The organism is Nocardia sp. NPDC006044 (assembly GCF_042871115.1).
In the GTDB taxonomy this organism is placed as follows: domain Bacteria; phylum Actinomycetota; class Actinomycetes; order Mycobacteriales; family Mycobacteriaceae; genus Nocardia.
In genome coordinates, this window is sequence record NZ_JBIAID010000001.1 from 2,756,913 (window position 1) to 2,779,366 (window position 22,454).

At 69.4% G+C, this 22,454-nt stretch carries 22 protein-coding genes; 14 read left to right on the forward strand and 8 right to left on the reverse strand.

The annotated features are described in order from the left end of the window. Positions 1-20: 20 nt before the first annotated feature. Both ACFYO1_RS12780 and ACFYO1_RS12785 read left to right on the forward strand, forming a co-directional pair. The gene (locus ACFYO1_RS12780) at positions 21-1,541 is read left to right on the forward strand and encodes a GMC family oxidoreductase (RefSeq protein WP_387230024.1); all 1,521 of its coding nucleotides are present in this window, start codon (positions 21-23) and stop codon (positions 1,539-1,541) included. 100 nt (positions 1,542-1,641) lie between these two features. Beyond that, positions 1,642-2,565: a helix-turn-helix domain-containing protein gene (locus ACFYO1_RS12785; protein WP_387230026.1), complete on the forward strand. Its 924-nt coding sequence runs from the start codon at positions 1,642-1,644 to the stop codon at positions 2,563-2,565. Here the strand turns inward: ACFYO1_RS12785 and ACFYO1_RS12790 are convergent. The 3 genes from ACFYO1_RS12790 to ACFYO1_RS12800 are packed head-to-tail and all read right to left on the reverse strand — an operon-like array spanning position 2,562 to position 4,607. Beyond that, entirely contained in the window at positions 2,562-2,957 is a 396-nt protein-coding gene (locus ACFYO1_RS12790; RefSeq protein WP_387230028.1) for a nuclear transport factor 2 family protein, read from the reverse strand. The two genes, ACFYO1_RS12785 and ACFYO1_RS12790, sit on opposite strands and share 4 nt — an antisense overlap. 14 nt (positions 2,958-2,971) lie before the next feature. Beyond that, entirely contained in the window at positions 2,972-3,787 is an 816-nt protein-coding gene (locus ACFYO1_RS12795) for a molybdenum cofactor biosynthesis F family protein (protein ID WP_387230031.1), read from the reverse strand. Positions 3,788-3,797: 10 nt separating this feature from the next. Next, the gene (locus ACFYO1_RS12800; protein ID WP_387230033.1) at positions 3,798-4,607 is read right to left on the reverse strand and encodes an SDR family NAD(P)-dependent oxidoreductase; all 810 of its coding nucleotides are present in this window, start codon (positions 4,605-4,607) and stop codon (positions 3,798-3,800) included. A 171-nt stretch (positions 4,608-4,778) separates the two neighbouring features. Between ACFYO1_RS12800 and ACFYO1_RS12805 the strand changes: the two genes are divergently transcribed. The 4 genes from ACFYO1_RS12805 to ACFYO1_RS12820 all read left to right on the forward strand — a co-directional run bounded on the left by ACFYO1_RS12805 (position 4,779) and on the right by ACFYO1_RS12820 (position 9,499). Then, on the forward strand, positions 4,779-5,819 hold the full coding sequence (locus ACFYO1_RS12805; protein WP_387230035.1) for an ABC transporter permease: 1,041 nt from the start codon (positions 4,779-4,781) through the stop codon (positions 5,817-5,819). 30 nt (positions 5,820-5,849) lie between these two features. Further along, positions 5,850-6,917 (forward strand): sugar ABC transporter substrate-binding protein, encoded by a 1,068-nt coding sequence (locus tag ACFYO1_RS12810; protein WP_387231858.1) that lies wholly within the window; start codon positions 5,850-5,852, stop codon positions 6,915-6,917. Next, positions 6,914-8,419 carry a sugar ABC transporter ATP-binding protein gene (locus ACFYO1_RS12815; protein WP_387230037.1) on the forward strand — a complete coding sequence of 502 codons (1,506 nt, stop codon included), beginning with the start codon at positions 6,914-6,916 and terminating at the stop codon, positions 8,417-8,419. The genes ACFYO1_RS12810 and ACFYO1_RS12815 overlap by 4 nt, the downstream gene beginning before the upstream one ends. Before the next feature lie 99 nt (positions 8,420-8,518). Then, positions 8,519-9,499, forward strand: coding sequence for a helix-turn-helix domain-containing protein (locus ACFYO1_RS12820; protein WP_387230039.1), 981 nt, complete (start codon positions 8,519-8,521; stop codon positions 9,497-9,499). Here ACFYO1_RS12820 and ACFYO1_RS12825 read toward each other — a convergent pair. Next, on the reverse strand, positions 9,487-10,896 hold the full coding sequence (locus ACFYO1_RS12825) for an APC family permease (RefSeq protein WP_387230041.1): 1,410 nt from the start codon (positions 10,894-10,896) through the stop codon (positions 9,487-9,489). The two genes, ACFYO1_RS12820 and ACFYO1_RS12825, sit on opposite strands and share 13 nt — an antisense overlap. Before the next feature lie 116 nt (positions 10,897-11,012). Between ACFYO1_RS12825 and ACFYO1_RS12830 the strand changes: the two genes are divergently transcribed. Together ACFYO1_RS12830 and ACFYO1_RS12835 are read left to right on the forward strand one after the other, a co-directional pair. After that, positions 11,013-11,636, forward strand: coding sequence for a TetR/AcrR family transcriptional regulator (locus ACFYO1_RS12830; protein ID WP_387230043.1), 624 nt, complete (start codon positions 11,013-11,015; stop codon positions 11,634-11,636). Beyond that, positions 11,633-12,808, forward strand: coding sequence for a P1 family peptidase (locus ACFYO1_RS12835; protein WP_387230045.1), 1,176 nt, complete (start codon positions 11,633-11,635; stop codon positions 12,806-12,808). The genes ACFYO1_RS12830 and ACFYO1_RS12835 overlap by 4 nt, the downstream gene beginning before the upstream one ends. A gap of 23 nt (positions 12,809-12,831) precedes the next feature. On the opposite strand, the gene ACFYO1_RS12840 is transcribed toward ACFYO1_RS12835, so the two are convergent. Beyond that, a complete protein-coding gene (locus ACFYO1_RS12840; protein ID WP_387230047.1) occupies positions 12,832-14,397 on the reverse strand; it encodes a phytoene desaturase family protein in 1,566 nt (521 codons plus the stop codon). 86 nt (positions 14,398-14,483) lie between these two features. Beyond that, complete coding sequence (locus tag ACFYO1_RS12845; RefSeq protein ID WP_387230049.1) at positions 14,484-15,353, reverse strand: LysR family transcriptional regulator; 870 nt, start codon at positions 15,351-15,353, stop codon at positions 14,484-14,486. A gap of 92 nt (positions 15,354-15,445) precedes the next feature. On the opposite strand from ACFYO1_RS12845, the gene ACFYO1_RS12850 reads away from it, so the two are divergent. Beyond that, entirely contained in the window at positions 15,446-16,162 is a 717-nt protein-coding gene (locus ACFYO1_RS12850; RefSeq protein WP_387230051.1) for an SDR family oxidoreductase, read from the forward strand. Between the two features lie 7 nt (positions 16,163-16,169). On the opposite strand, the gene ACFYO1_RS12855 is transcribed toward ACFYO1_RS12850, so the two are convergent. Beyond that, positions 16,170-17,036, reverse strand: coding sequence for an SGNH/GDSL hydrolase family protein (locus ACFYO1_RS12855; RefSeq protein WP_387230053.1), 867 nt, complete (start codon positions 17,034-17,036; stop codon positions 16,170-16,172). A gap of 137 nt (positions 17,037-17,173) precedes the next feature. On the opposite strand from ACFYO1_RS12855, the gene ACFYO1_RS12860 reads away from it, so the two are divergent. The 3 genes from ACFYO1_RS12860 (at position 17,174) to ACFYO1_RS12870 (ending at position 18,887) form a co-directional block, all read left to right on the forward strand. Further along, positions 17,174-17,707 (forward strand): QsdR family transcriptional regulator, encoded by a 534-nt coding sequence (locus ACFYO1_RS12860; protein ID WP_387230055.1) that lies wholly within the window; start codon positions 17,174-17,176, stop codon positions 17,705-17,707. Between the two features lie 114 nt (positions 17,708-17,821). Continuing rightward, complete coding sequence (locus ACFYO1_RS12865) at positions 17,822-18,211, forward strand: VOC family protein (protein ID WP_387230057.1); 390 nt, start codon at positions 17,822-17,824, stop codon at positions 18,209-18,211. 109 nt (positions 18,212-18,320) lie between these two features. Then, a complete protein-coding gene (locus tag ACFYO1_RS12870) occupies positions 18,321-18,887 on the forward strand; it encodes a dihydrofolate reductase family protein (protein ID WP_387230059.1) in 567 nt (188 codons plus the stop codon). Between the two features lie 18 nt (positions 18,888-18,905). Here the strand turns inward: ACFYO1_RS12870 and ACFYO1_RS12875 are convergent, their stop codons facing one another. After that, positions 18,906-20,588, reverse strand: a complete 1,683-nt coding sequence (locus ACFYO1_RS12875) for an ABC-F family ATP-binding cassette domain-containing protein (RefSeq protein ID WP_387230061.1) — start codon at positions 20,586-20,588, stop codon at positions 18,906-18,908. A gap of 142 nt (positions 20,589-20,730) precedes the next feature. Between ACFYO1_RS12875 and ACFYO1_RS12880 the strand changes: the two genes are divergently transcribed. Together ACFYO1_RS12880 and ACFYO1_RS12885 are read left to right on the forward strand one after the other, a co-directional pair. Then, complete coding sequence (locus ACFYO1_RS12880; protein WP_387230063.1) at positions 20,731-21,123, forward strand: YciI family protein; 393 nt, start codon at positions 20,731-20,733, stop codon at positions 21,121-21,123. Continuing rightward, positions 21,120-22,358, forward strand: a complete 1,239-nt coding sequence (locus ACFYO1_RS12885) for an RNA polymerase sigma factor (protein WP_387230065.1) — start codon at positions 21,120-21,122, stop codon at positions 22,356-22,358. The genes ACFYO1_RS12880 and ACFYO1_RS12885 overlap by 4 nt, the downstream gene beginning before the upstream one ends. Positions 22,359-22,454 lie beyond the last annotated feature (96 nt).

The following is a 22,454-nucleotide window of genomic DNA, read 5'->3' on the forward strand; positions in this document are numbered from 1 at the left end:
AGGCGGCGACGATCCTTCGGGTGACGGACAACGACTTGCACGCCGACTACATCGTCGTCGGCGCGGGCACGGCCGGTTCGGTGCTGGCCCGCAGGCTGCTCGACCGCACCGAGGCCACCGTGCTGGTACTCGAGGCGGGCCAGGCCGATACCAATCCGGCCATCCACGACCCGCTGCGGATGCACGAACTGTGGCACACGGCCGAGGACTGGGACTACTTCAGCGTCGCCCAGCCGCACGCCGCCGGTCGCCGCCTGCACCTGCCGCGCGGGCGGGTGCTGGGCGGGTCGCACGCGCTCAACGCGACCATCTACGTGCGGGGTAACCCGGCCGATTACGACGCCTGGGCCGAGTGCGGCGATCCGGGCTGGTCGTGGCGGCAGATCGAGCCGCTGTTCCGGCGGATCGAGCGCTACGACCGCGACGACTCGGGCGTCAAAGGCACCGCCGGCATGCTGGACGTGCTCAGCGATTACGCGATCGATCCGGTCCAGGAGGCCATCCTGGCGGCGGCCGGGCAGGCCGGGGTGCCCGCCAATCCCGACTACAACAGCGGCGCGCAGGACGGTGCCGGGCGGGCGCAGTTCACCCTGCGCGACGGACGGCGCCGGACTACCGCCGACGCCTATCTCAAACCGGCGCTGGGCAATTCGCGGCTGAGCGTGCGGACCGGTGCGCGGGTGCACCGCGTCCTGCTGCGCCGAGGGCGGGCGATCGGCGTGGTCGGCAGCCTGGACGGCCGGCCGTTCCGGGCGTCCGCCCGGGCCGAGGTGGTGCTGACCGCGGGCGCGATCGATTCGGCCGCGTTGCTGCTGCGCTCGGGTATCGGACCGGCCGCGGAATTGCAGGCGGTGGGCATCGAGCCGGTCGTCGATCTTCCCGGCGTCGGCCGGAACCTGCGCGACCACTGGCTGGTGCCGGTGATCTTCAGCGCCGAGCGGGAGATCGTGCACACGCCCGGACTGCCGCACGCGCAGACGCAGCTGTTCTGGCGCAGCGAACCCGGGCTGGCCATGCCCGACGTGCAGCCACTGCATTTCAGCGTCCCACTGTACGAGCCGTGGATGTCCGGGCCGGGCAACGGATTCTCGCTCATGGCCGGGCTGATCCGGCCGGACAGCGTCGGCAGCCTGACGGTGGCCGGTGCGGACGGGCCGACCCTGATCGACCCGAAAGCCCTTGCGGCGCCGTCGGATCTGTACCGGCTGGCCGAGGCGGTGACGCTGTGCAGGCAGATCGGCGCCGCACCCGCGCTGCGCGAGTGGGGCGCCGTCGAGCGGTATCCCGGTACTGCGGTGCGGGCAGGCACGGACCTGCGCGACTACCTCCGCCGCACGGTGCTCAGCTATCACCACGTGAGCGGGACGTGCGCGCTGGGCGTGGGGCCGGAGTCGGTGGTGGATCCCGCGCTGCGGGTGCGCGCGGTGGCCGGGCTGCGGGTCGCCGACGCGTCGGTGATGCCGACGATCACGACGGGCAATACGAACGCGCCCACCATGGTCATCGCCGAACGCGCCGCGGATCTGCTGGCACCGCTCTAGCGCGAATCCGCTTGCCGGACAGGGAACAGCGGGTTGCCCGGCACCGCACCTAACGCCGATTGCGCGGGCGGTGCACGCGCGCGCCGGGCAGCATGAGGCGATGACGATCCTGACCCGCGTAGACGGCGTCTCCGGCGAGCGCGCCGGGGTGAGTTCGCCGCTGGACCTGGTGGTCGACGACCCGGCGACCTTTCGTGGACGTGTCCGCGGGCACGTCGCGGGGGAGTTGGTGTTCGCCGAGGTATCGGCGATCGCGCACCGTGGCGTCGGCACGGTGCGCGCCGAGGCGTATTACAAGGTGCTGGTGCCGGTTCGGGGGCACTGTTCGCTGAGTCAGTCCGGCCGTCAGGTGTGCCTTGCTCCGAACGATGTTGCGGTGCTGGATATGTCGCTGCCCTACACGGTGCTGTTCGACGCCGCCTGCCGGTTGCGAGTCGTGGTGCTGCCGGGCCGTGTCCTGCGCCTGCCCGCGACCGGAGTCGACGCGGTCACCGCCACGGCGCTGTCCCGGCGCCACCCGGCGACCGCACTGCTGCCGACCTTGCTGGCCGGGATGAGCGCCAGGACAGACGAATTCGGCACGGTCGAGCTGCTCCGGCTGGCCGATACCGTCACCGGTCTGGTGACGACCGTGCTGGCCGCCCACGCCGATGCGGATCCGGCGGCAGCGCCCGCCCAGGGAGTGCTGCCCCGGGTCAAGGCGTTCCTGGAGGACCACCTCGACGATCCGGAGCTCTCCCCGGCGATGGCGGCCGCCGCGGCGCATCTGTCGCTCGGCTACCTGCACAAGCTGTTTCGCGCCGAGGGGTCCACCGTGTGTGGCTGGATCCGGCAGCGCCGGCTGGAATGCTGCCGCGCCGATCTGACCGATCCCGCGTCGTACACACTGACCGTCGCCGCGGTGGCGGCACGGCGAGGTTTCGTCGACGCGGCACACTTCAGCCGGTTGTTCAAACTGACCTACGGTGTGCCGCCCCGCGAGTACCGAATCCTGCACGGGCTCGGCAACTTTCCGGCCGGCTAGGGCCGCATGGCCGCCTGCACCGCGGCGGTGTCGGTGAATTGCTCGAAGCGCGTGACGGTTCCGCCGGACAGCCGCCAGACGTGCACGAACCGGGCGGTCATCCAGTGCCCGGTCGCCCGGAAGGTGCCGGAGTAGTCGCCGATTCCGATGACGATGCCCTCCCCGCCGCTCGCGATCTCCTCGACCGCGGCGGTGTAGCCGTCCCATTCGGCGGCGATGCGGGCGAAGACGTTGTCGCGCACCGCGTCCGGGCCGATATAGGTGCCCGCGTAGGGGAATCCGGCCATTTCGGTCCAGGCCACGTCGGCGGCCAGCGGAGCCAGCATGCCGGGCAGATCACCCCGGTCGGAGGCCGCGTAATGGGCGGTGATCACCTCGAGGTCACGGTTCATGGCGGGTGTCTCCTTCACGTCGGTTGTCCGTCTCGGGGATACTCCACGCGCCCCAGGCTGGTGATGTGCGCGCCGCCGGGTGCGTTGCGCACCGCGCCGCCGCGGCCGATGCCGAAGAACTTTCCGGTGGAACGCAGGGCGGCGAGGTCGTAGAGCCAGGTCGCGGCGACCGGGATGCGGAACTCACGGAAGGTGAACACGTAGAAGTCGTCCGCGAGTTTCCAGGTGGTGGTCAGGTCCACGTCTCCGTGGCCGCGCTGCTCGCCGACCAGGCATTGCCAGCAGTAGCGCTCGGAGCTCAGGTAGACGTGTTCGTAGAGATGGTCCGGGCTGTACCGGTACAGAGCCCGCCAGCCCACGAGATCGCGCGTGGGGCCGGGGATTTCGCCGCTCGGGGCGCGGCCGTCGCCCGGATCCACGACGCCGGCGAAGAACCGCTGCGACACCTGCGGGACACCCGGGGTCGGCTGCTCGGCAATGGTGGATTCGATCGTCACGGTGCGCGCCGTCGGCAGGTGCAGCACCGTGACCTCGGTGACGCGCGGCCGGTCGGCGTAGGTCTGGTCGAGGAAGAACACCCCGGGGGAGACCTCGATCGCCTGATACCAGTCGGCGCCGGACTCCGCGCCGCGCGTCCATCGCACCTGATCGGCGGACTCGAACCGGAGTTCGGTGAGCACGTCGTCGGAGCGGCGCAGCAGCCAGCGCAGGCCGGTCAGCCGATCGGTGGGCGGGATCCGGTTGCCGTCGATTCCCGCCGCGAAGTCGTCCATCTCCTTCCAGTCGGCGGGCGGGTGCCAATCCGGTACCGCGGTGGTGTCTTCGGCCATCGTTGTCTCCTCAATCGTGGGGCGCGAACGCGATGGTGGGCAGGTCGACCGCGGACGCGCCGGCGTCGGCGGTCACGATCGAACCGGTCATCGCCACGGAATCGGCGGACAGCAGGAAGGCGATGATGGTCGCGATCTCCTCCGGTTCGACCGGGCGGCCCAACGGCGTGTCCCGGGTGACCAGTCGATAGGCCGCTTCGCGATCGATACCGCGTTGCGCGGCAAGCACATCCATCTGTTCGTCGGCCATGTCGGTGCGCACCCAGCCCGGGCACAGCGCGTTCACTCGCACGCCGTCGCGGCCGTAGTCGCGGGCCAGCGACTTGGTCAGTCCGATCAGCGCGTGCTTGGCGGTGACGTATCCGGCCACCGCCGGTCCGGCGAACAGCCCGGCCAGCGACGACACGACCACGACCGAGCCGCCCCTGGTACGCAGGTGCGGCAACGCGGTGCGCACGGTGACGAACGCGGTGGTCACGTTGGTCTGCATGGCGAGCTGCCAGTCGTCGTCGGTGGTGTCGCCCGCGGTGCCGAGCCCGTGCCCGCCCGCGTTGGCGACCACCAGGTCCAGCCGGTCGTAGCGTTCGACTGCGGCGTTCACCATCCGCTCGACGTCCGCGGTGTTCGCGGCATCGCCCGCCGCGACCAGGGCGGCGTCGCCCAGCTCGGCGGCCACCGCGTCGAGCGGTTCGCGCCGCCTGCCGCACAGCACCACCGCCGCGCCCTCGGCGACCAGCCGCCGGGCGGCGGCCGCGCCGATGCCGGTGCCGCCGCCGGTGATCAGGGCGACCTGTCCCGCCAATCGTTTCGTCATATCCATCCGGATCTCCGCATCGCTGTTGTGGCGCCGAAGGTATCCGGCGCGGACCGGCGGATTCGAGGTCTGCCCGAGCTGGGTGTTCTGGCGGACAAGGACTGTGCACGCAGGGACAAGGGATCTCGGGCCCGGTGCCGGAAGCTGGTTCGCACATTCGACGACAGGAACGCGATCGTGACCGCCAATGACACCGAACAGCGTGAACCGGCAACCCGGCCCGCCACCGCCCCGGCCGGTATCACCCCCTTGCTGCGGCGGATGCTGCACACCGAGTCCAACAGTGTGCTGCTGGCGACCGTCGCCCTGGTGATCCTGATCGGGGTGCTGCATCCGGACTTCTTGAGCGCCGGGCAGATTCGGGATGTCTTGCAGAGTTCGGTGTATGTCGGACTGCTTGCCGCGGGGATGGCGTTCCTGCTGGCGATGCGCGAGATCGACCTGTCGGTCGGTGCCGGGTTCGGGTTGTCGCTGATCACCGCGGCCGTGCTGATGCGGTCGGGGGTCGATCCGTGGCTGGCCGCGGGCGCCGCGATCGTGTTCGGCGCGTTGCTCGGTCTGGTCAACGCACTCGTCGTGCAGGTGATCGCGATTCCCGCGATCGTGGCGACCCTGGCGACGATGCAGGTCTATCGCGGGCTGGCGGCGGCGTGGAGCAACGGTCAGCAGGTCAACGGATTGCCCTTGCAGAACTCGTTTTTCACGATGGCCGGCGGTGACCGGCTCGGTCTGCCGGTCAGCGTGTGGGTGCTGCTCGTGGTCACCGCGGTGCTCACGGTGATCCTGCGCCTGACCCCGTTCGGTTATCGGGTCCGGGCCATCGGATCGAATCCGGAGGCCGCCAGGTTCTCCGGCATCTCGACGGGACGCACGCGGCTGCTCGTGCTGATGGGTGTCGGCGCGCTGTGCGGGCTGGCCGGCGTGCTCGGCCTGGCGTTCTTCACCTCGGGTGATCCCAACGTCGGCACCGGGTTCGAGTTGCAGGCCATCGCGGCCGCGGTGATCGGCGGCACGCCGCTGCGCGGGGGCAGCGCGACGGTGGTCGGCGCGGTCGCGGGGGCGGTGCTGCTGAGCGTGGTGTCCAGCGGGCTGGTGTATTTCGACATCCCGGTCAACTGGAGCGCGTTCGCCAGCGGGGTCGTCGTGTTGATCGCGGTGGCCATCGACAGTCTGTTGCGCAGCCGACGGCGCGCGAAACGGTCCGAATTCGGGCTCTAGCGAACATCTTTCGAAGGAAAAGGGATCGTGATGAATCGATCGAGCACATGGTGGCACGCGGCGGTCGCGAGCTGCGCGCTGGTCTTGGTCGCGTGCGGCAGCAGCGGCACCGGCGCAGGCGGGCCGAAGACCGGCACGCTGCACATGGCGTTCGTCTACGCCACCACCTCGCAGAATCCGTTCCAGGAGATGGCGCTGGGCGCCGCGGCGGGCGCCGCGGACGCCGGTGATGTGGACCTGACCGAGACCGCGCCGCCGTCGATCAACGGCCCGCAGGAGGTGTCGCAGTTCCAGGCTGCGGTGCGCACCGCGCGGGACGGCGTCGCGATGGAAACGCTCACCCCCGACCTGTTCGTCCGCCCGCTCCAGCAGGCGGCCGCCGCGGGCGTGCCGCTGGCCACCGTCGACACCGTGCCGCCGGCCGGGGCGAAGGTGGAGTTGTACGTCGGCAACGACAACACCGAACTCGGCCGCAGCCTCGCCACCGAGATCATCAAGCGGATTCCGGCCGGTACCACCGGCGAGGTGGTCCTCGGCAACGACATCCCGGGCCTGGATCTGCTCAGTCAACGACTGGACGGCATGAAAGCCGTTCTGCAAGAACAGCGTCCGACCCTGACCGTGCTCGGGCCGTTCGACACCGGCTCCGAACCCACGGACAACTACAACAAGTGGAACAACACGGTGAAGGCGCATCCGGACGCGGTCGCCTACCTCGGCGCGGGCGCGTCCGACGCGGTGTCGCTGTCGCTGATCCAGAAGAACACCGGCCGCCGGATGCTCGTCGGTTCCTGTGATCCGGACGCGCAGGCGTTGATCGGGGTGAAGGACGGCTACGTGGCCGCGCTCGCCTCACCGGAGCACTGGCTCAAGGGCTACATCGCGATCCGGCTGCTCGCCGAGCACGCGCGCACCGGCAAGCCGCTGACCCAGGGCTGGTGGAATCCCGGTGGACTGATCATCAATGCCGCCAACATCGACGACATCATCGCGCGTCAGCAGAGCGACCAGAGCCGGCGGCAGTGGTTCGCCGACGCGGCCGCCCGCCAGCTCGCCGATCCCGGGAGTTACCTGCGTCCGTTGGCCGAAGCGAAATGACCGGCGCGCCAATGCTCGAGGTCAGCGGCGTCGGCAAAGCCTACGGCGGCGTCACCGCCCTGCGCGACGCGCGGCTGACCGTCCGCGAGGGATCGGTGCACGCGCTGCTGGGGGAGAACGGCGCCGGCAAGTCCACCCTGATCAAGGTGGTGTCCGGTGCCGTGACGCCCGATCGCGGCAGCCTGCTGCTCGGCGGTCGGCCGGTGTCGTTCGGCTCGACAGCCGAGGCCGCCCGGAACGGGGTCGCGGTGGTGTCACAGGAATTGAACCTGTTTCCCGACCTGGATGTGCTGGCGAATCTGTATCCGATGCGCGAGCCCACCCGCGGGCCGTTCCGGAATCGAGCGGCCATGGTCGAGCGGGCCGAGCCGGTGCTGGCGCAGCTCGGGCTGGATGTGGACGTGCGCCGCGAGCTCGGGACGTTGTCGCTGGCGCAGCGGCAGCTGGTGGAGATCGCCAAGGCGCTGATCACCGAGCCGCGGGTGCTGATCCTCGACGAGCCGACCTCCGCGCTGGACGAGGCGGGCACCCGCAGGTTGCTGAATATCGTTCGGGTACTGCGGGAACGGCGCGTCGCGGTGGTGTTCGTGTCGCACATCCTGGAGGAGACCCTGGCGCTGTGCGACGAGATCACCGTGCTGCGCGACGGGCGGACGGTGCTCGCGGCGATGCCACGGGTCGAGCTGGACCTGGACCAGGTGGTGACGGCCATGCTGGGCGAACGGGATACCGCCGCGCCGGAGGTCACGGTGGCGCGGGCGGCCGAGCCGGTCTCCGGTGCGTTACGGGTACGGGGTGTCGACGTGCCCGGCCGGTTGCACGGGATCGAATTCAGCGCCGCGCCAGGAGAAATCGTCGGCATCGCCGGATTGGTCGGTTCCGGGCACAGCGCCGTTCTCGAAGTCGTGGCCGGGCTGCGCGCACCGAGCGCCGGTCGAATCACCCTGCCGGACGGTCGATCCGGTCCGTCGGGGCTGCGGGCCGCGATCGCCGCCGGGGTCGCGCTGGTCTCCGGCGATCGGCGGCGGATCGGGCTCATGCTGGACAAGCCGTTGTGGGAGAACATGGCCCAGATCCGGTCGGTGGCGCTGGCCCGCGACGGCGCGCTGCTGACGCCGGGCCGGTTGCGGGCCAGGGCGCGAGAGCTGGTGTCCCGGTTCCGTATTCGCGCCGCCGACGTCGACCTGGCCTGCGGCCTGCTGTCCGGCGGGAACCAGCAGAAGGTGGTCATCGCCAAATGGCTGGCGGCCGAGCCGGCCGTGCTGCTGCTCGACGACCCCACCCGCGGCGTCGATGTCGGCGGCAAGGCGGAGATTCACGCCCTGCTGCGTGCCGCGGCGGCGAGCACGGTGGTGCTGCTGTGCTCGACGGACCTCGACGAGCTCGCGACGCTCTGTGATCGGGTGCTGGTGCTGTATCGCGGGCGATTGTGCGTGACGTTGGAAGGGGATCGGATCGATCCGCACACGGTGTTGCACGCTATGAACACCGGAGCCGCCTGACCCGGGCACGGGCGAGAATGTTCCACTGTCGCATAGAATCTCAGCTACGAAATCGTATATGATCGTTACCTGCCAGTGCCGCATCATCGAGGAGGGCACATGCCGGTGGCGATTCCGCCGCGGTTCTCGCGCGTGGACCGATTCGACAGCTTCCGCGACGCCGTCTCGCACACTTTCGTGCCGCTACAGGTGGAGCGCGTCGGCCCCGCACCCTTCGACGGGCGGCTGCGCAGCGTCGCGCTGGGCGCGCTGCAGGTGACCGAGGTCGGGGCCACTCCGCATCTGGTGCACCGGACCCCGGCCTTGATCGCGCGCTCCGATCCCGAGTGCTACAAGCTGGGCGTGCAGTTGCACGGCAACTGCCTGCTCACCCAGGACGACCGCGAAACCCGCTTGGCCGAGGGCGATTTCGCGATATATGACACCAGTCGGCCCTACTCGATGGCGTTCGACGGCCCCTATCGGCAGCTGGTGCTCATGCTGCCGCGGCGGCTGCTGTGCCTGCCGGAGGACCGGATCGCCGCCGTCACCGCGCGCCGGGTCCCCGGCGACCACGGCGCGGGCGCGCTGCTGTCGATGCTGCTGCGCGAGCTGTCCGGCCACCTCGACGAGGTGACCGGACCGGCCGAGACGCGCCTGGCCGACAACATCGTCGACCTGCTCGTCACCGTGCTGGCCGGCCGCCTCGACCTGCTCGCCACCGCCCGGACCGCGGTGCGCCGCCCGCTGACCGCACAGGTCATGTCGTACATCGAGGGACACCTGGGCGACGGTGATCTCTCGCCGCAGCGGATCGCCACCGCGCACTACATCTCGACTCGCTACCTGCACAAGCTCTTTCACGAGCAGTCGACCACCGTCGCGGGCTGGATCCGGGAGCGGCGGCTGGAGCGCTGCCGTCGCGACCTGCGCGACCCGCTGCGCCGGGACCGCTCGATCGCGGCCATCGCCGCGCGCTGGGGTTTCCCCGACCCCGCGCACTTCAGCCGGACGTTCCGCGCCGCGTACGGCATCAGCCCGCACGAGTACCGGTGCGCGCAACGCGCGCAACCGATCTCGGCGTCGGCTCACGACTCCTGAATGGGGTCGGGCAGCTTCCAGCGCTCCGGTCGCGGACGCAGGTAGAGCAGGTAGTAGGCGCAGCCGAGGAGCATGGCGGCGACGGCGACCACCATCTGCTGCCAGGACGCGTCGATCACGCTGTAGCCCGCGTAGCCCATGGCGGCGACGACGATGACCGGCGGCAGCGGCCACAAAGGCATCCGGTAGCCGCCGGTGGCCGGGCGGCCGCGCACCCGGAATGCGGCCAGCGCGACGAACAGATACACCATGACCAGTCCCGCGCCGGTCGCGGTGATCAACCAGGACAGCGGCAAGACGGTCGCCGCGACGGCGGCCAGCGCCCCGACCACGACCGTTGCCACCACCGGTGTGTGCCAGCGCGGGTGCACGCCGGCCAGTGCCCGATCGATCGGGTCCGGCCAGCTGCGGTCGCGCGCCGAGGCGAACAGCAGGCGGGAGATCTGCAGGATGATGGCGATCACCGCGTTCACGATCGCGATCGCGATGCCGACGCTCACCAGGGTGTTCACCGCGGATCCGCCGCGTTCGGTGAGGAAGTAGTTCATCGGTGCCGGGCTGCTCAGCAGGTCGGTCATCGACGGGGCGCCGAGCACCACCGCGGCCAGCGGGATGATCTCGATGGCCACGGTGGCGGCCAGGCAGACCATGATCACCCGGCCGATCGTGCGCGTCGCGTTCTTCGTCTCCTCGGCGTAGTAGACCGCGGCACCGTAGCCGTTGTAGCCGAACAGGGCCACCGGGATGAGCGCGGCCAGCGCGCCCGCGCTCACCGGAGCCGGGCCCGCGTCGGTCATCGTGATCGCGTGCACCCATTCCGCCGGTCCGCGTTCGACATTGGTGAAGCCGAGGAACGCCAGCACCGCGATCGCCGCGATCTCGATGAACAGGAAGACGCCGGTCACCCAGGCGTTGGCCTTGATGTTGAGCACCGCGATGCCGGTGGTCACCACGATCACACCGATGCCCACCCACTTGCCGCCGAGCGAAGGTATCGCGACGCCCAGGTAGTCGCCAGTGCCGAGGGCGATGACCGAGATGATCAGCACCCCGTTCACCAGGGTCAGGGCGAACAGGGCGAACCCGATCGGCCGGCCGAGTAGCCTTGCGGCCCAGGTGTATTCGCCGCCGGTGATCGGATAGGCCGCCGCGAGCTCGGCGTAGCAGAGACCGATGAACACCGACGCCACCGCGGCGATGGCCAGGGTCAGGACCGACGCACCGCCCGCCGCCAGCAGGATCGACGGAATGATGATGAACACGCTGGAGGCCGGCGTCACCGACGACAGCGTGATCAGGATGTTCTCCCCCATGCCCAGCGCGCGCGAGAGCTGCTGGCGGTAGCGGGGGTGTTGATGGTCGTCGTCGGCAGTCTGGCCGGTGGTCTGGGTCGCCATGGCCGGTCCTTTCTTTGATGTACAGTCAAAGAATGGACCAAAGCGGCTGAGAAAGTCCGGTTTTCGAGGTTACAAATAATTAATTCGTCATCAACGTGAGGCAACAGGAGGGGCGGATGGCACGGCACAAGGATCAGGAGCGGGCGCGGCGGGTGATCCTCGACGCGGCGCTGACCGCGGTGTCCGACCGTGGCGTGGGCAAACTCAAGATCCGTGAGGTCGCCGAGGTCGCGGGCGTCTCGCCGGCGACGGTGCACTACTACTTCGACGATCTGGACAATTTGCTGCGGGAGGTCCACCGCGACGCCAGCGATCGGTTCTTCGGCGGGCGGCTGGCCATGGTCGCCACCATCAGCGACGCCCGCGCGAAGATCGGCGCGCTGATCTGGGCGGGTCTGCCCGCCTCGGACGCCGATGAACTGGTCGTCGCGCTGTACCGGCTGGCCGCCTATCGCAGCGTCGCCGCCGAGCACGGCGACCGGATCACCGCGCTGTTCGAACAGCAGGTCGCGGTGTATCTGAGCGCGCTGGAGGTGGGAGTCGCGCAGGGGCACTTCACCATCGACGCGCCGGTCTTCGATGTCGCCGCGAATCTGGTCGCGCTGGAGGACGCCTACGGCCTGCACATCGTCAGCCGCAACCGGTCCATCACGAAAGCCCGTGCGGCCGAACTGATCTGCTCCTATGCGCGGACGGCCACGCACTGCCCCGACATCACGACACCGAAGGATGACCGATGACCGATCATCGATCGTTTTCCCCCGATGGGCGCCCGCGGGCGCGTGCACTCGGCCTCGCGCCGAGCGGTACCCCGGGTCCGTGGAACGCCATCACCGACGTGGCCGGCCTCGAGGTGGGGTACCAGACGCTGATTCAGGGGGACGGCGTCTTGCGGATGGGTGCGGGACCCGCGCGCACCGGCGTGACCGCGATTCTGCCGCGCGGACGTTCGGGTGTCGGCCGTCCGTGCGCCGCGGGCCGCTACTCGCTCAACGGAAACGGCGAAATGACCGGCACCGCATGGATAGACGAGGTCGGCCAGCTGTCGATGCCGGTCACGATCTCCAACACCCATGCCATCGGCGCCTGCCACACCGGGGCCATCCGCTGGATCAACCAGGCCCATCCGGCGCTCGCCCGGGAGTGGCTGCTGCCGGTGTGCGCCGAAACCTGGGACGGCTACCTCAACGACATCAACGGCGGGCACGTGACGCCGGAACTCGTTGTCACAGCGCTGGATTCGGCACGCTGTGCGCCGCTCGAAGAGGGTTCCGTCGGCGGCGGCACCGGAATGAACTGCTACGCCTTCAAAGGCGGCAGCGGCACCGCGTCGCGCCTGGTCGAATTCGGGGCCCAGACCTACACCGTCGGGGTGTTCCTGCAAGCGAACTTCGGCTCCCGGCACGAGCTCACGATCCGCGGGCAGCGCGTCGGTGACCGGCTCGAGGTCGGCAATCCGATGGAAACCACGGAGTGGGGCACCCCGCCCGGCCGGCAACCCGCCGCGCCCGGCGGCGCCGGTTCGGTCATCGTCGTCGTCGCGACCGACGCCCCGCTGGATCCGTTGCAGTGCACCGCCATGGCCCGCCGCGTCCCGTTCGGCCTGGCCCGCACCGGCACCACCGGCAGCCTCTTCTCCGGCGACCTGTTCCTCGCCTTCTCCACCGCCGGAGACCGCCCCTCCGACACCGGTTTTCCGCACGGCGAGCCCACCGCCGCCGACCTGGTCGGCAGTACGCGCCTGCCGTGGAACCGCATGGATCCGATGTACACCGCGGTCGTCGAGGCCGTGGAGGAGGCGGTACTGAACGCGCTCATCGTGAACACCTCGATGACCGGCCGGGACGGTCACTTCTCGCCTGCCCTCCCGTATGATCAGTTGAAGACCCTGCTGGCAAACGGTTTTCGGTAGCGCCGATGGTCGCTGCGCGGTGCTCAGGAGTCGAGTAGATACTGGGCGACGATATAGCCGGAATTTCCGGAGACGCCCGCCCCGGGCCAGGTGCCCGCGCCGAGTACGTAGAGATTCGGTATGAAGGTGCGGTGGCCGGGGGCGGCCGCGATCGGACGCAGCGCGAAGCTCTGGGCGAGATCCTGTGCGCCGCCGTAGGGGTCGCCGGGGCCGCTGTTGGGGTTGAACGCGGCGAGCGTGGCCGGGGTGACGATCGCCCGGGTGACGATGGTCGCGGTCAGGCCGGGGACGTGCCGTTCGACGACCTCGAGCACCCGATCGGCGAAGCGGTTCACCACGTCGGTGTTCCAGCTGCCGTCGGTGGTGATCAGCCCCGCCGCGTCGCCGCGCGGCCGGCAGGGCACGTCGGTGACCTGGACGCGCAACACGCTGGTGCCGGCGGGCGCCCGGGTCGGATCGTGGGCGGTCGGGCAGTCGACGGTCATCGTCGGCCACGCGGGCATCAGGCCGGCCCGCGCCTGCGCGACATGCAGTGACAGCCCGTCCAGGGAATCGGTGAGGAACGGCTGACCGATCCGCTCGAATCGCTTGTCCGCCCACGGAATCGGCGCCGAGGTGGCCAGGTGCAGCTGGAACAGCCCGGTGCCGTACCGGTATCGGCGGGCCTGCGACAGAATGCGTTCGGGCACTTCGGCTTCCGCGAGCAGCCACTCGTAGAGCTGGTCCGGATTGACCGAGGCGACGACGCTGTTGCGGGCGCGGTACGCGCTGCCGTCGGACAATTGCACGCCGACCGCGCGACCGTCGGCGACCCGGATCCGGGTGACGGTGGCGCCGGTCTGCACCACCCCGCCGTTGTCGGTGATGATGCCGCCGAGCGCCTCGGCGAGTGTGCCGATGCCGCCCTGCGGGATCGGATTGCCCGCCGCGGTGAAGCCGAGCGGGAAGATGGTGGCCCAGAACGCGCCGCCCGCATCGTCCGGCCCATGGCTCACGTGCGCCGGCCACGAGCCGAAAAGGCTTCGCATGGCGGGGGATTCGATCTCGGACACGGCCGAGCGCGCGGTGTCCACCGCGGTTTCGGCGATCTGGGACCAACCTCTGCCGTCACTGACCAATCGGGCCAGCGTGGTCCGGGCCGCATCCGCGGTCAGGTCCTGGCTCATCAGCCCGAAGATCTCGCCGGTCGCGGGTCCCAGCGCCGAGACGACCTCGGCGACCGCCGAGCTGTCGCCCGGATGCAGGCGCTCGGCCTCCTCGGCCAGCGCCACGGGGTCGCGGGGGAACACCGCGGTGGTGCCGTCTTCCATCGACACACCGGTCGGGAATTCGGGCTGCAGGATCTCCAAGCCCTGCTTCTGCAGTTCCTGGCCGAGGTCGCGCCAGGCGGGACCACTGACGAACAGCGGCACCGCGGAGGAGAACGGGTCGTAGGTCACCCCCGGCGCCAGCTCGGCGCTGCGCACGAATCCGCCGACCCGATCGTTGCGATCGACGACGAGGACCTCGTAGCCGGCCCTGCTGAGATAGGCGGCCGCGACCAGCGCGTTATGCCCGCCGCCGACGAAGATATGGTCGAAAGTCTGCATACGGTCGAGTCGACCAGCCGCCCCGGGTCGCCGTCGAGATCTGTTGTCACTCAACGGACCGGCGCGGTTGCCCCGGGTTCCGGCTTTCAGCCGGCGTTTCGGGGGTCGCGGAGCGTGGCCGCCGAGCGGACGAGTGCGGCCACCGCGGTGGAACGGCAGGTCGACGGCCAGGCGATCACGGTGGTGGATATCGGTGCGTCGACGACGGGTACCGCGACGTGGCCGGGCCACTGCCAGGCGCGGCTGGAGGTCGGGATGACGAGCAGGGTCCGGCCGAGGGCGACGAGCTGGGCGAGCTGGGACTGGGTGCGTACCTCCGGGCCGGGGCCGTCGGGGTAGGTGCCGTCGAGTTGGGGCCAGCGGGCGATCGGCAGGTCCGGCACATCGCGGACGTCGGCCAGGGTGAGCTGATCGCGGGCCGCGAGCGGATGCCCGGCAGGCAGGATCGCGACCTGGCCTTCGGAGTAGAGCTCCTCGGTGTCGAAGCCGGCCAGGTCGTCGTAGAGCTGGTGCATGAGCGCCACGTCGGCGCGTCCGTTGCGGAGCAGGCCCGCCTGCTCGCCGACCTCGCACAGCAGGACCTCGACCGGCGCCACCTCCGGGTCGCGTTCGAAGGTGACGAGGAGCTGTTGCAGCAGTTCGTGGGCTGCGCCGGCCTTGGTCGCAAGGACCAACGGCCGCTTGGGATTTCCGGCGCGCTGAGTGCGGCGGGTGGCGGCCGCGACCGCGTCCAGGGCGGCACCGGCCTCGTGCAGCAGCACCCGGCCCGCGTCGGTGAGCGCCACCCCGCGACGGTCGCGGTCGAGGAGCCGGACGCCGAGCCGCTTCTCCAGCTGGCTGATCGCCCGGGACAGCGGCGGCTGGGCGATGCCGAGCCGCACGGCGGCGCGGCCGAAGTGCAGTTCCTCGGCGACGGCGACGAAGTAGCGGAGTTCGCGGGTTTCGAGATCGGACACCGGCGAAGACTACCGCCTGATACCTGGTGGGTATCACGGTGTACTGAGGCGGTCTTGGACAGTGAGCGCGGGCGGTGACGAGGATTGAGCGCGTGAACAATACGAAGACCGCACTGGTTACCGGCGCGAACAAGGGAATCGGCTTCGCCATCGCACAGGGACTCGGGGCGCTCGGCTTCACCGTCGCCGTGGGGGCCCGGGATGCGGTCCGGCGCGCGGAGGCGGTCGAGAAGCTCTGTGCCGCAGGCGTGGACGCGTTCGGGGTCGCGCTCGACGTCACCTCCGACGAGAGTGCCGCCGCGGCGGCCGCGGCCATCGAGGAGACGACAGGGCGGCTCGATGTGCTCGTCAACAACGCGGGCATTTCCGGCCGGATCGACGGTGGCGCACAGGATCCGACCACCCTGGACCTGGATCTGGTCCGGAATGTCCTCGATACCAACGTGTTCGGGGTCGTCCGGGTGACGAACGCGATGCTTCCGCTGCTGCGCCGGGCGGAGTCGCCGCGCATCGTCAACATGTCGAGCTCCATGGGCTCGTTGGCCTTGCAGCCCGGGCCGGTACTGAGCGCCTACGCTCCGTCGAAGACGTTCCTCAACGGCATAACGACCCAGTACGCTCGCCGGCTCGCGGACACGAACATCATGGTGAACGCGGGTTGTCCCGGTCATGTGGCCACCGATTTCACCGGATTCAACGCTCCGCGCACACCCGAGCAAGGCGCCGCGATCGCGGTCCGGCTCGCCACCCTCCCCGACGACGGACCGCGCGGCGGCTTCTTCGACGACGAGGGTGTCGTTCCGTGGTGACCGAGAACTAGCGGCGCAGCTCGGCCAGGACCTGACGGGCTTGGTTCTGCGCGCCGAGCTCGTTCGGGTGCAGCGGGGCGGCCGGGTCGGTGGGGATGGGGCCTTCGAGCCACTTCGTGCCCGGGGCCTGGCACATGTCGTGGCCGATGCTGCTGGAGTAGGTGTCCACATAGGTCGCGCCGTGGCGCGAGGCCTGTTCGATGAGGACCTGGTTTAGCAGCTTTATCTGGTCCCGCAGGAAGGGGACGTCGCCGTCGGAGATCGGGACGATCGGCCAGCAACCGGGGCCGGTCTCGGGCAGCACCACCGGGTAACCGATCAGCAGCACCTTGGCCTTCGGCGATCGTTGGTGGATATCGTCAAGTGCCGCACCGACTTTGGGGGCGACGGCACGCACCTGCTCGGCCAGCGTATCGGTGCCGCCTCTGGTGTAGAAGTCCTTGCAGGGGGAGCCGTGCGGGACGGCCGCGTCCCGCACTCCGCAGTTGAAGACGACGTCGAAGGCGGGGATGTCGTTGCCGCCGATGCCCAGGGTGACCAGGGCGGTGTCCGGTCTCAGGGCGTCGAACTGTGGTGGGTTGCCGGTGGCTACCTGAGGGTCGGTCATGGCCTTGGTGGTCGCGCCGGCGCAGCTCGCGTCGGCGAACGTTCTGGGTTTGATCGCGGCGGCGACCAGCCGGGGGTAGTTGCGGTCGCTCCTGGCACAGAGGGGAGCGACGAACGGCAGGAACGAGCCCGACGTATACGAATCGCCGAGCGAAACATAGGCGGGGTATGCGGACGTCGTCGCCTCCGGTTCGGCGGCGGCGACCGGTGCGGCGACGGTGCCCGCGAGGGTGAGCAGGATGGCCATGAAAACGGGTCGCTTGGACATCGGAATTCTCCTGTGCGAAATCAATGCGAATCGCCGTGGCTCGGATGGTCGGCCAGGGCTGGGACACTCGATCAATGGTGTCCCATGCCACACTAGAATCGATGACGCCCGCGCCGCCAGATTCCCCAGTTCCCCAGTTGACCTCGACCGATCCCGTGCTGCGCGCCGCAGTGGAGATGTTCCTGCGCGACGGTTGGATCGACGCCAGGGCGCTCGCCGCCGCCGCCGGCATCGGCCGTTCGACGCTGTATCGGCGCTACGGCGACCGGACGCGGATCCTCGGCGAGGTCATCTGGGTGATCGCCACCGCGGGGTTCGCGCAGATCCGCCGGGAGTGCGGCGGGCAGGGCGCGGCCGGCGTCACCGAAATAGTCCGGCGCTGCCTGTATCTGTCCGCCGGCTACCCGGCCATGCGAACCTTCGTCGCGCAGCACACCGACACCGCTTTACAGGTCCTGACCTCCCGCGACGGCGTGATCCAGCGACGGTTCGTGGCGAGCATCGCGCAACTCATCCACGAGGACATCGGCCAGCCCGCCGACATCGACGCCCACACCCTCGCCTACGCCATCGTCCGAATCGGCGAGTCCTTCTACTTCCGCGAACTCATCACCGGTGAACCCGACGACATCGACGCCGCCGCGGCCGTCATCCGCCGATTACTCGGATAGTCCGGGCTGGGGCGCGTCGAGTGGCGCAGGCCACTGGGTCGGGCGGGCGCGAGGAGTTAGGATCATTCGAGCAAATTCTCCGCAACCTGACCCGGTGTAAGGGAGGCGGTACGTTTGAACGTCCTCGGCGGCGCGATAATGGTCAACGTCCCCGATCCGGATGTCTCGGCGGATTTCCTGACCGAACATCTCGGCTTCACCGACACCATCTCCGATGACGGCCTGGCCGTGGTCTTTTCGGCCGAAGCGGATCTCCACATAGCCTTCCTGCGCGTAGGCGCACCGGATTTCATCCCCGAATCCGTAGCCGGCCCCCTGACCAAGGGAATGATCATCGTGCTGGTCATCGACGACGTCGACGCCGAGTACACCCGCCTCCGGCAAACCGGCATAGAAATCATCACACCCCCCGTATTCTCCAAATGGGAAGGCAGCTCAGGCGAACGCTACTTCCAAATGCGAGACCCCAACGGCATCATCATCCGCCTCACCGAGTGGATGTAGCCCGAACCGGCTCAAATTCTTTCGCGTTCGGATGTCGAGAACGGGGTGGTGGCTTCGTCCCAGGGGGGAGCGGCCAGCAGGGGTCGCGTAGGCGAGGAGGAGCAGGGTTATGCGCAAGGTCATTGTTCAGCAGTGGGTTACGGTCGACAATGTTGTTGCGGAGGAGGATGGGGGGCTGAGTTTTGTTACGGCGGAGCCGTTTTCCGACAAGTCCGACCCGGTGTACAAGGCCAGCGTGATGGGGTTCATGGACTCGGTGGACACGATGATTCTCGGCGCGAACACCTACGCTCAGTCCAAGGACTACTGGCCCTACGCGGAAGATCAGGGCGAGTTCGGGGAGAAGGTCAACAAGCTCACGAAGTTCGTTGCCTCGTCGACGCTCGAGGACGCGCCCTGGGGAGACTTTCCCGCCGCGACCGTCACCCGGGACCCGGCCGCCACCATCCGCGAACTCAAACAGCAGGACGGCAAGGACATTTGGGTGTGGGGGAGTCTGACGCTCGTCCGTTTCCTGTTCGACGCCGGCCTGGTCGACGAGGTCCAGATGCGGGTCTGCCCGGTCACCCGCGGCAAGGGCGCCCGCGTGTTCGAGGACCGGCGCGAACTGAAGCTGGCCGAGGCCACCGCGTTCGCCAACGGCCTGCTCCTGCTGCGCTACCAGGTGCTGAAGTAGGCGACCTCCGAGAAGCGTTCAGCGCGTACGGTTTACCCGCGTCTCGTCCCAGACCGGAGTGTCGCGTTCGTAGACGGTGCCGTCGGAGCCGAAGACCAGGAAGCGATCGAATTCGCGGGCGAACCAGCGATCGTGGGTCACGGCGATGACGGTGCCGGCGAACTCGGCGATGCCTTGCTCGAGCGCGTCGGCCGAGTGCAGGTCGAGGTTGTCGGTGGGCTCGTCGAGCAGCAGCATGGTCACCCCGGACAGTTCGAGCAGCAGGATTTGCAGCCGGGCCTGCTGACCGCCGGAGAGTTCGTCGTAGCGCTGTTCGGCGGCGCGGGCCAGGCCGTAGCGGTCGAGCACGCGGGTGGCGGCCTCGCGGCCCATACCGTCGCGGTGTTCGTTGCCGAGATGCAGGATCTCCAGCAGTGTCCGGCCGGACAGGTCCGGTCGCGAATGGGTCTGCGCGAAATAGCCCGGCCGAACCCGCGCGCCGAGCACGGCGGTGCCGGTGTGCGGCACCGGCGCGAGCTCGATGTCCTGGATCGGCCGGTGCTCGTTCTCCGGATCGGTGCCGCCCGCGGCCAGCAGCCGGAGAAAGTGCGACTTGCCGGATCCGTTGGCGCCCAGCACCGCAACCCGATCGCCATACCAGATCTCCGCGTCGAAGGGCCGCATCAAACCGGTGAGTTCGAGCCGGCTGCACACCAGCGAGCGCCGTCCGGTCCGGCCGCCGCGCAACCGCACGGATACGTTCTGCCGCAACGGAATCGCCTCCGGCGGACCGGCCGCCTCGAACTTGGCCAACCTGGTCTGCGCGGCGTGATAGCGCGCCGCGACACCGTCGTTGAACTTGGCCTTCTCCCGCAACCGCAGCACCAGCGCGCGCAACTTGGCGTGGTCTTCGTCCCAGCGCCTGCGCAATTCGGCCAGGCGCGAATTACGGTCCTCGCGCGCCTGCTGATATCCGGCGAAGCCGCCGCCGTGAATCCAGGACGTCGCGCCGCTGACCCCGGGTTCCAGGGTGACGATCCGGGTGGCGGCGTTCGCGATGAGCTCGCGATCGTGGCTGACGAACAGCACCGACTTGTCCGACTCGGCGATCGTCCGTTCCAGCCACTGCTTGCCCGGAACGTCGAGGTAGTTGTCCGGCTCGTCGAGCAGCAGCAGTTCGTCGGGCCCGGCGAACAACGCCTCCAGCACGACCCGCTTCTGCTCACCGCCGCTGAGCGTGCGCACCGACCGCCATTTGGCCCGGTCGAACGGGACGCCAAGGGCGGCGGTGGTCACCCGGTCCCAAAACGTCTCGGCGTCATACCCGCCGACATCGACCCAGTCCGTCAGCGCGTGCGCGTACGCGAGCTGGGTCGACTGCTCGTCCTGCTCGATCAACGCGTTCTCGGCGGCGTCGAGCGCCATCGCGGCCGCCCGGACCGCGGGCGCGGCGACCGCGATCAGCAGGTCACGCACCGTGGACTCGTCGTCGACCTGCCCGACGAACTGCCGCATCACCCCCAGATTCCCGGACCGGGTCACCGCGCCACCGTCGGGCGTCAGATCGCCGGCGATGAGCCCGAGCAAAGTCGTCTTCCCGGTGCCGTTCGGCCCGATCAACGCCGCCTTGACCCCCTCGCCGATCCGGAAGCCGATCCCGTCGAGCAGCTGTCGCCCATCCGGGAGGAAGTAGTCGAGGTCCGCGATATCTATGTGCGCCATGGGACTTCCAGCCAACCCCACCGGCAGCGGACCTGGCAACTCGGTTTTCCCGAGGCGACGATGTAGACATCGTCGCCTCCGCTCCGACGTTTCGGGTAAGGATGGGTCGACCGGGCGCATCCGCGAACCTGAAGGAGCCGTGATGAAGTACGTGATCCTGATTCACTCCAACCCGCAACCCTGGGGACATCCGACCGGCGACTATCTGCCCGAGGTCCAGGCGATGCCGCAGGAGCAGCGGGATCGGTTGAACTCCGATTTCGAGAAGCTGCTCGGCGAGATGCAGGAGAAGGGTGAGCTGGTGACGGGGGAGGCCCTCGGCGCCCCCGAGTCGTCCCGGCTGTACCGATGGGGTGACGGGAAACCGCTGGTCACCGACGGGCCCTATTCCGAGGCGAAGGAGCATCTGGCCGGTTTCTTCCTGATCGATGTGGAAAGCCACGCCCGCGCCGAAGAGATCACCGCGCAGTTCGCCGGTCCGGGCGAAACCGTCGAGCTGCGGCCCGCGATGTGGCCGGGCGGCGACGACCAGTGAGCGACCGGGTGGTCGAGGACGTGTGGCGGCAGGAGTCGCCGCACGTCCTCGCCGCCCTGCTGCGCAGGCACGGCGACCTCGGCGACTGCGAGGACGCCGCGCAGGAGGCGGCGGAGGCGGCGGCGACCCAGTGGCCGCGCGACGGGGTGCCCGCCAATCCGCGCGGCTGGCTGATCACCGTGGCTTCGCGCCGATTGATCGACCGGGTGCGGGCCGACCGGGCCCGCGCGGGACGCGAGGAAGCGGTGGCCGCGGCAGCGACCGGCGACGCGTCTTTCGCGCCGTCGGCGGATCAGGCGTCGGCCGGCGACGACATGTTGCCGATGTTCGTGCTGTGCTGCCATCCGAGTCTGAGCCGCTCCTCACAGGTCGCGCTGACCTTGCACGCGGTCGGCGGCCTGAGCACCGACCAGATCGCCGCCGCCTACCTCGTCCCGCCCCGCACCATGACGCAACGGCTGACCCGAGCCCGGTCGACCCTGCGCTCGGCCGGCGCGGTATTCGAGCTGCCGAGTGATGCGGAGCTGCCGCAGCGCATCGCGTCCGTCCTCGACGTGTGCCACCTGATGTTCACCGAGGGGCACACCCGGTCGGGCGGTGGCGCACTGCTGGATTGGAGCCTGACCGGCGAAGCGATCCGGCTCACCCGCCAATTGCATTGTGCGATACCGGATCACGACGAGGTCGCGGGCGCGCTCGCGCTCATGCTGCTCACCCACGCGCGCGCGGCGACCCGCACCGAGGGCGGCAATCTGGTCCCGCTGGCCGAGCAGGATCGCTCCCGATGGGACCGCGGCTCGATCGCGGAGGGCGTCGCCATCCTGGAGCGCGTACTGCCCCGCGGCCACGTCGGCCGGTTCCAGCTGCAGGCGGCCATCGCCGCCGTACACGCGGAAGCACCCACCTGGGCCGGCACCGACTGGCGGCAGATCGGCCTGCTCTACGCCATGCTCGACCGTGTCGCACCCGGCCCGATGGTGACGCTCAACCGTGCTGTCGCCCTGAGCATGTCCGTCGGCCCGGAAGTGGGCCTGGACCTGATCGCGCCCCTGTTCGACAACCCGGCGATGCGACGTCATCACCGCACGTACGCAGTCCGTGCGCACCTGCTGGAAATGATCGGCGACCGGACCGCCGCCATCGAAAGCTATCGGCGGGCAGCCCAACTCGCCGCGAGTGTCCCCGAACAGCGATACCTCAACGACCGGGTCCGCCGCCTAGTCGAGCCGAATTAGCACGGAAGGCTCTGCGCGCCGCTGACATTCGAGAGGACAACCGGTTGTCCGGCGAACTTTCGGCGTGGCCACGCTCAGTCACTGCCACACTGACTG

Coding starts and splice junctions, on each gene's coding strand:
- ACFYO1_RS12785 (WP_387230026.1), top strand. CDS start 1,642: ATGACGATCCTGACCCGCGTAGACGGCGTCTCCGGCGAGCGCGCCGGG.
- ACFYO1_RS12790 (WP_387230028.1), bottom strand. CDS start 2,957: ATGAACCGTGACCTCGAGGTGATCACCGCCCATTACGCGGCCTCCGAC.
- ACFYO1_RS12795 (WP_387230031.1), bottom strand. CDS start 3,787: ATGGCCGAAGACACCACCGCGGTACCGGATTGGCACCCGCCCGCCGAC.
- ACFYO1_RS12800 (WP_387230033.1), bottom strand. CDS start 4,607: ATGGATATGACGAAACGATTGGCGGGACAGGTCGCCCTGATCACCGGC.
- ACFYO1_RS12810 (WP_387231858.1), top strand. CDS start 5,850: ATGAATCGATCGAGCACATGGTGGCACGCGGCGGTCGCGAGCTGCGCG.
- ACFYO1_RS12815 (WP_387230037.1), top strand. CDS start 6,914: ATGACCGGCGCGCCAATGCTCGAGGTCAGCGGCGTCGGCAAAGCCTAC.
- ACFYO1_RS12820 (WP_387230039.1), top strand. CDS start 8,519: ATGCCGGTGGCGATTCCGCCGCGGTTCTCGCGCGTGGACCGATTCGAC.
- ACFYO1_RS12825 (WP_387230041.1), bottom strand. CDS start 10,896: ATGGCGACCCAGACCACCGGCCAGACTGCCGACGACGACCATCAACAC.
- ACFYO1_RS12830 (WP_387230043.1), top strand. CDS start 11,013: ATGGCACGGCACAAGGATCAGGAGCGGGCGCGGCGGGTGATCCTCGAC.
- ACFYO1_RS12835 (WP_387230045.1), top strand. CDS start 11,633: ATGACCGATCATCGATCGTTTTCCCCCGATGGGCGCCCGCGGGCGCGT.
- ACFYO1_RS12840 (WP_387230047.1), bottom strand. CDS start 14,397: ATGCAGACTTTCGACCATATCTTCGTCGGCGGCGGGCATAACGCGCTG.
- ACFYO1_RS12855 (WP_387230053.1), bottom strand. CDS start 17,036: ATGTCCAAGCGACCCGTTTTCATGGCCATCCTGCTCACCCTCGCGGGC.
- ACFYO1_RS12870 (WP_387230059.1), top strand. CDS start 18,321: ATGCGCAAGGTCATTGTTCAGCAGTGGGTTACGGTCGACAATGTTGTT.
- ACFYO1_RS12875 (WP_387230061.1), bottom strand. CDS start 20,588: ATGGCGCACATAGATATCGCGGACCTCGACTACTTCCTCCCGGATGGG.
- ACFYO1_RS12880 (WP_387230063.1), top strand. CDS start 20,731: ATGAAGTACGTGATCCTGATTCACTCCAACCCGCAACCCTGGGGACAT.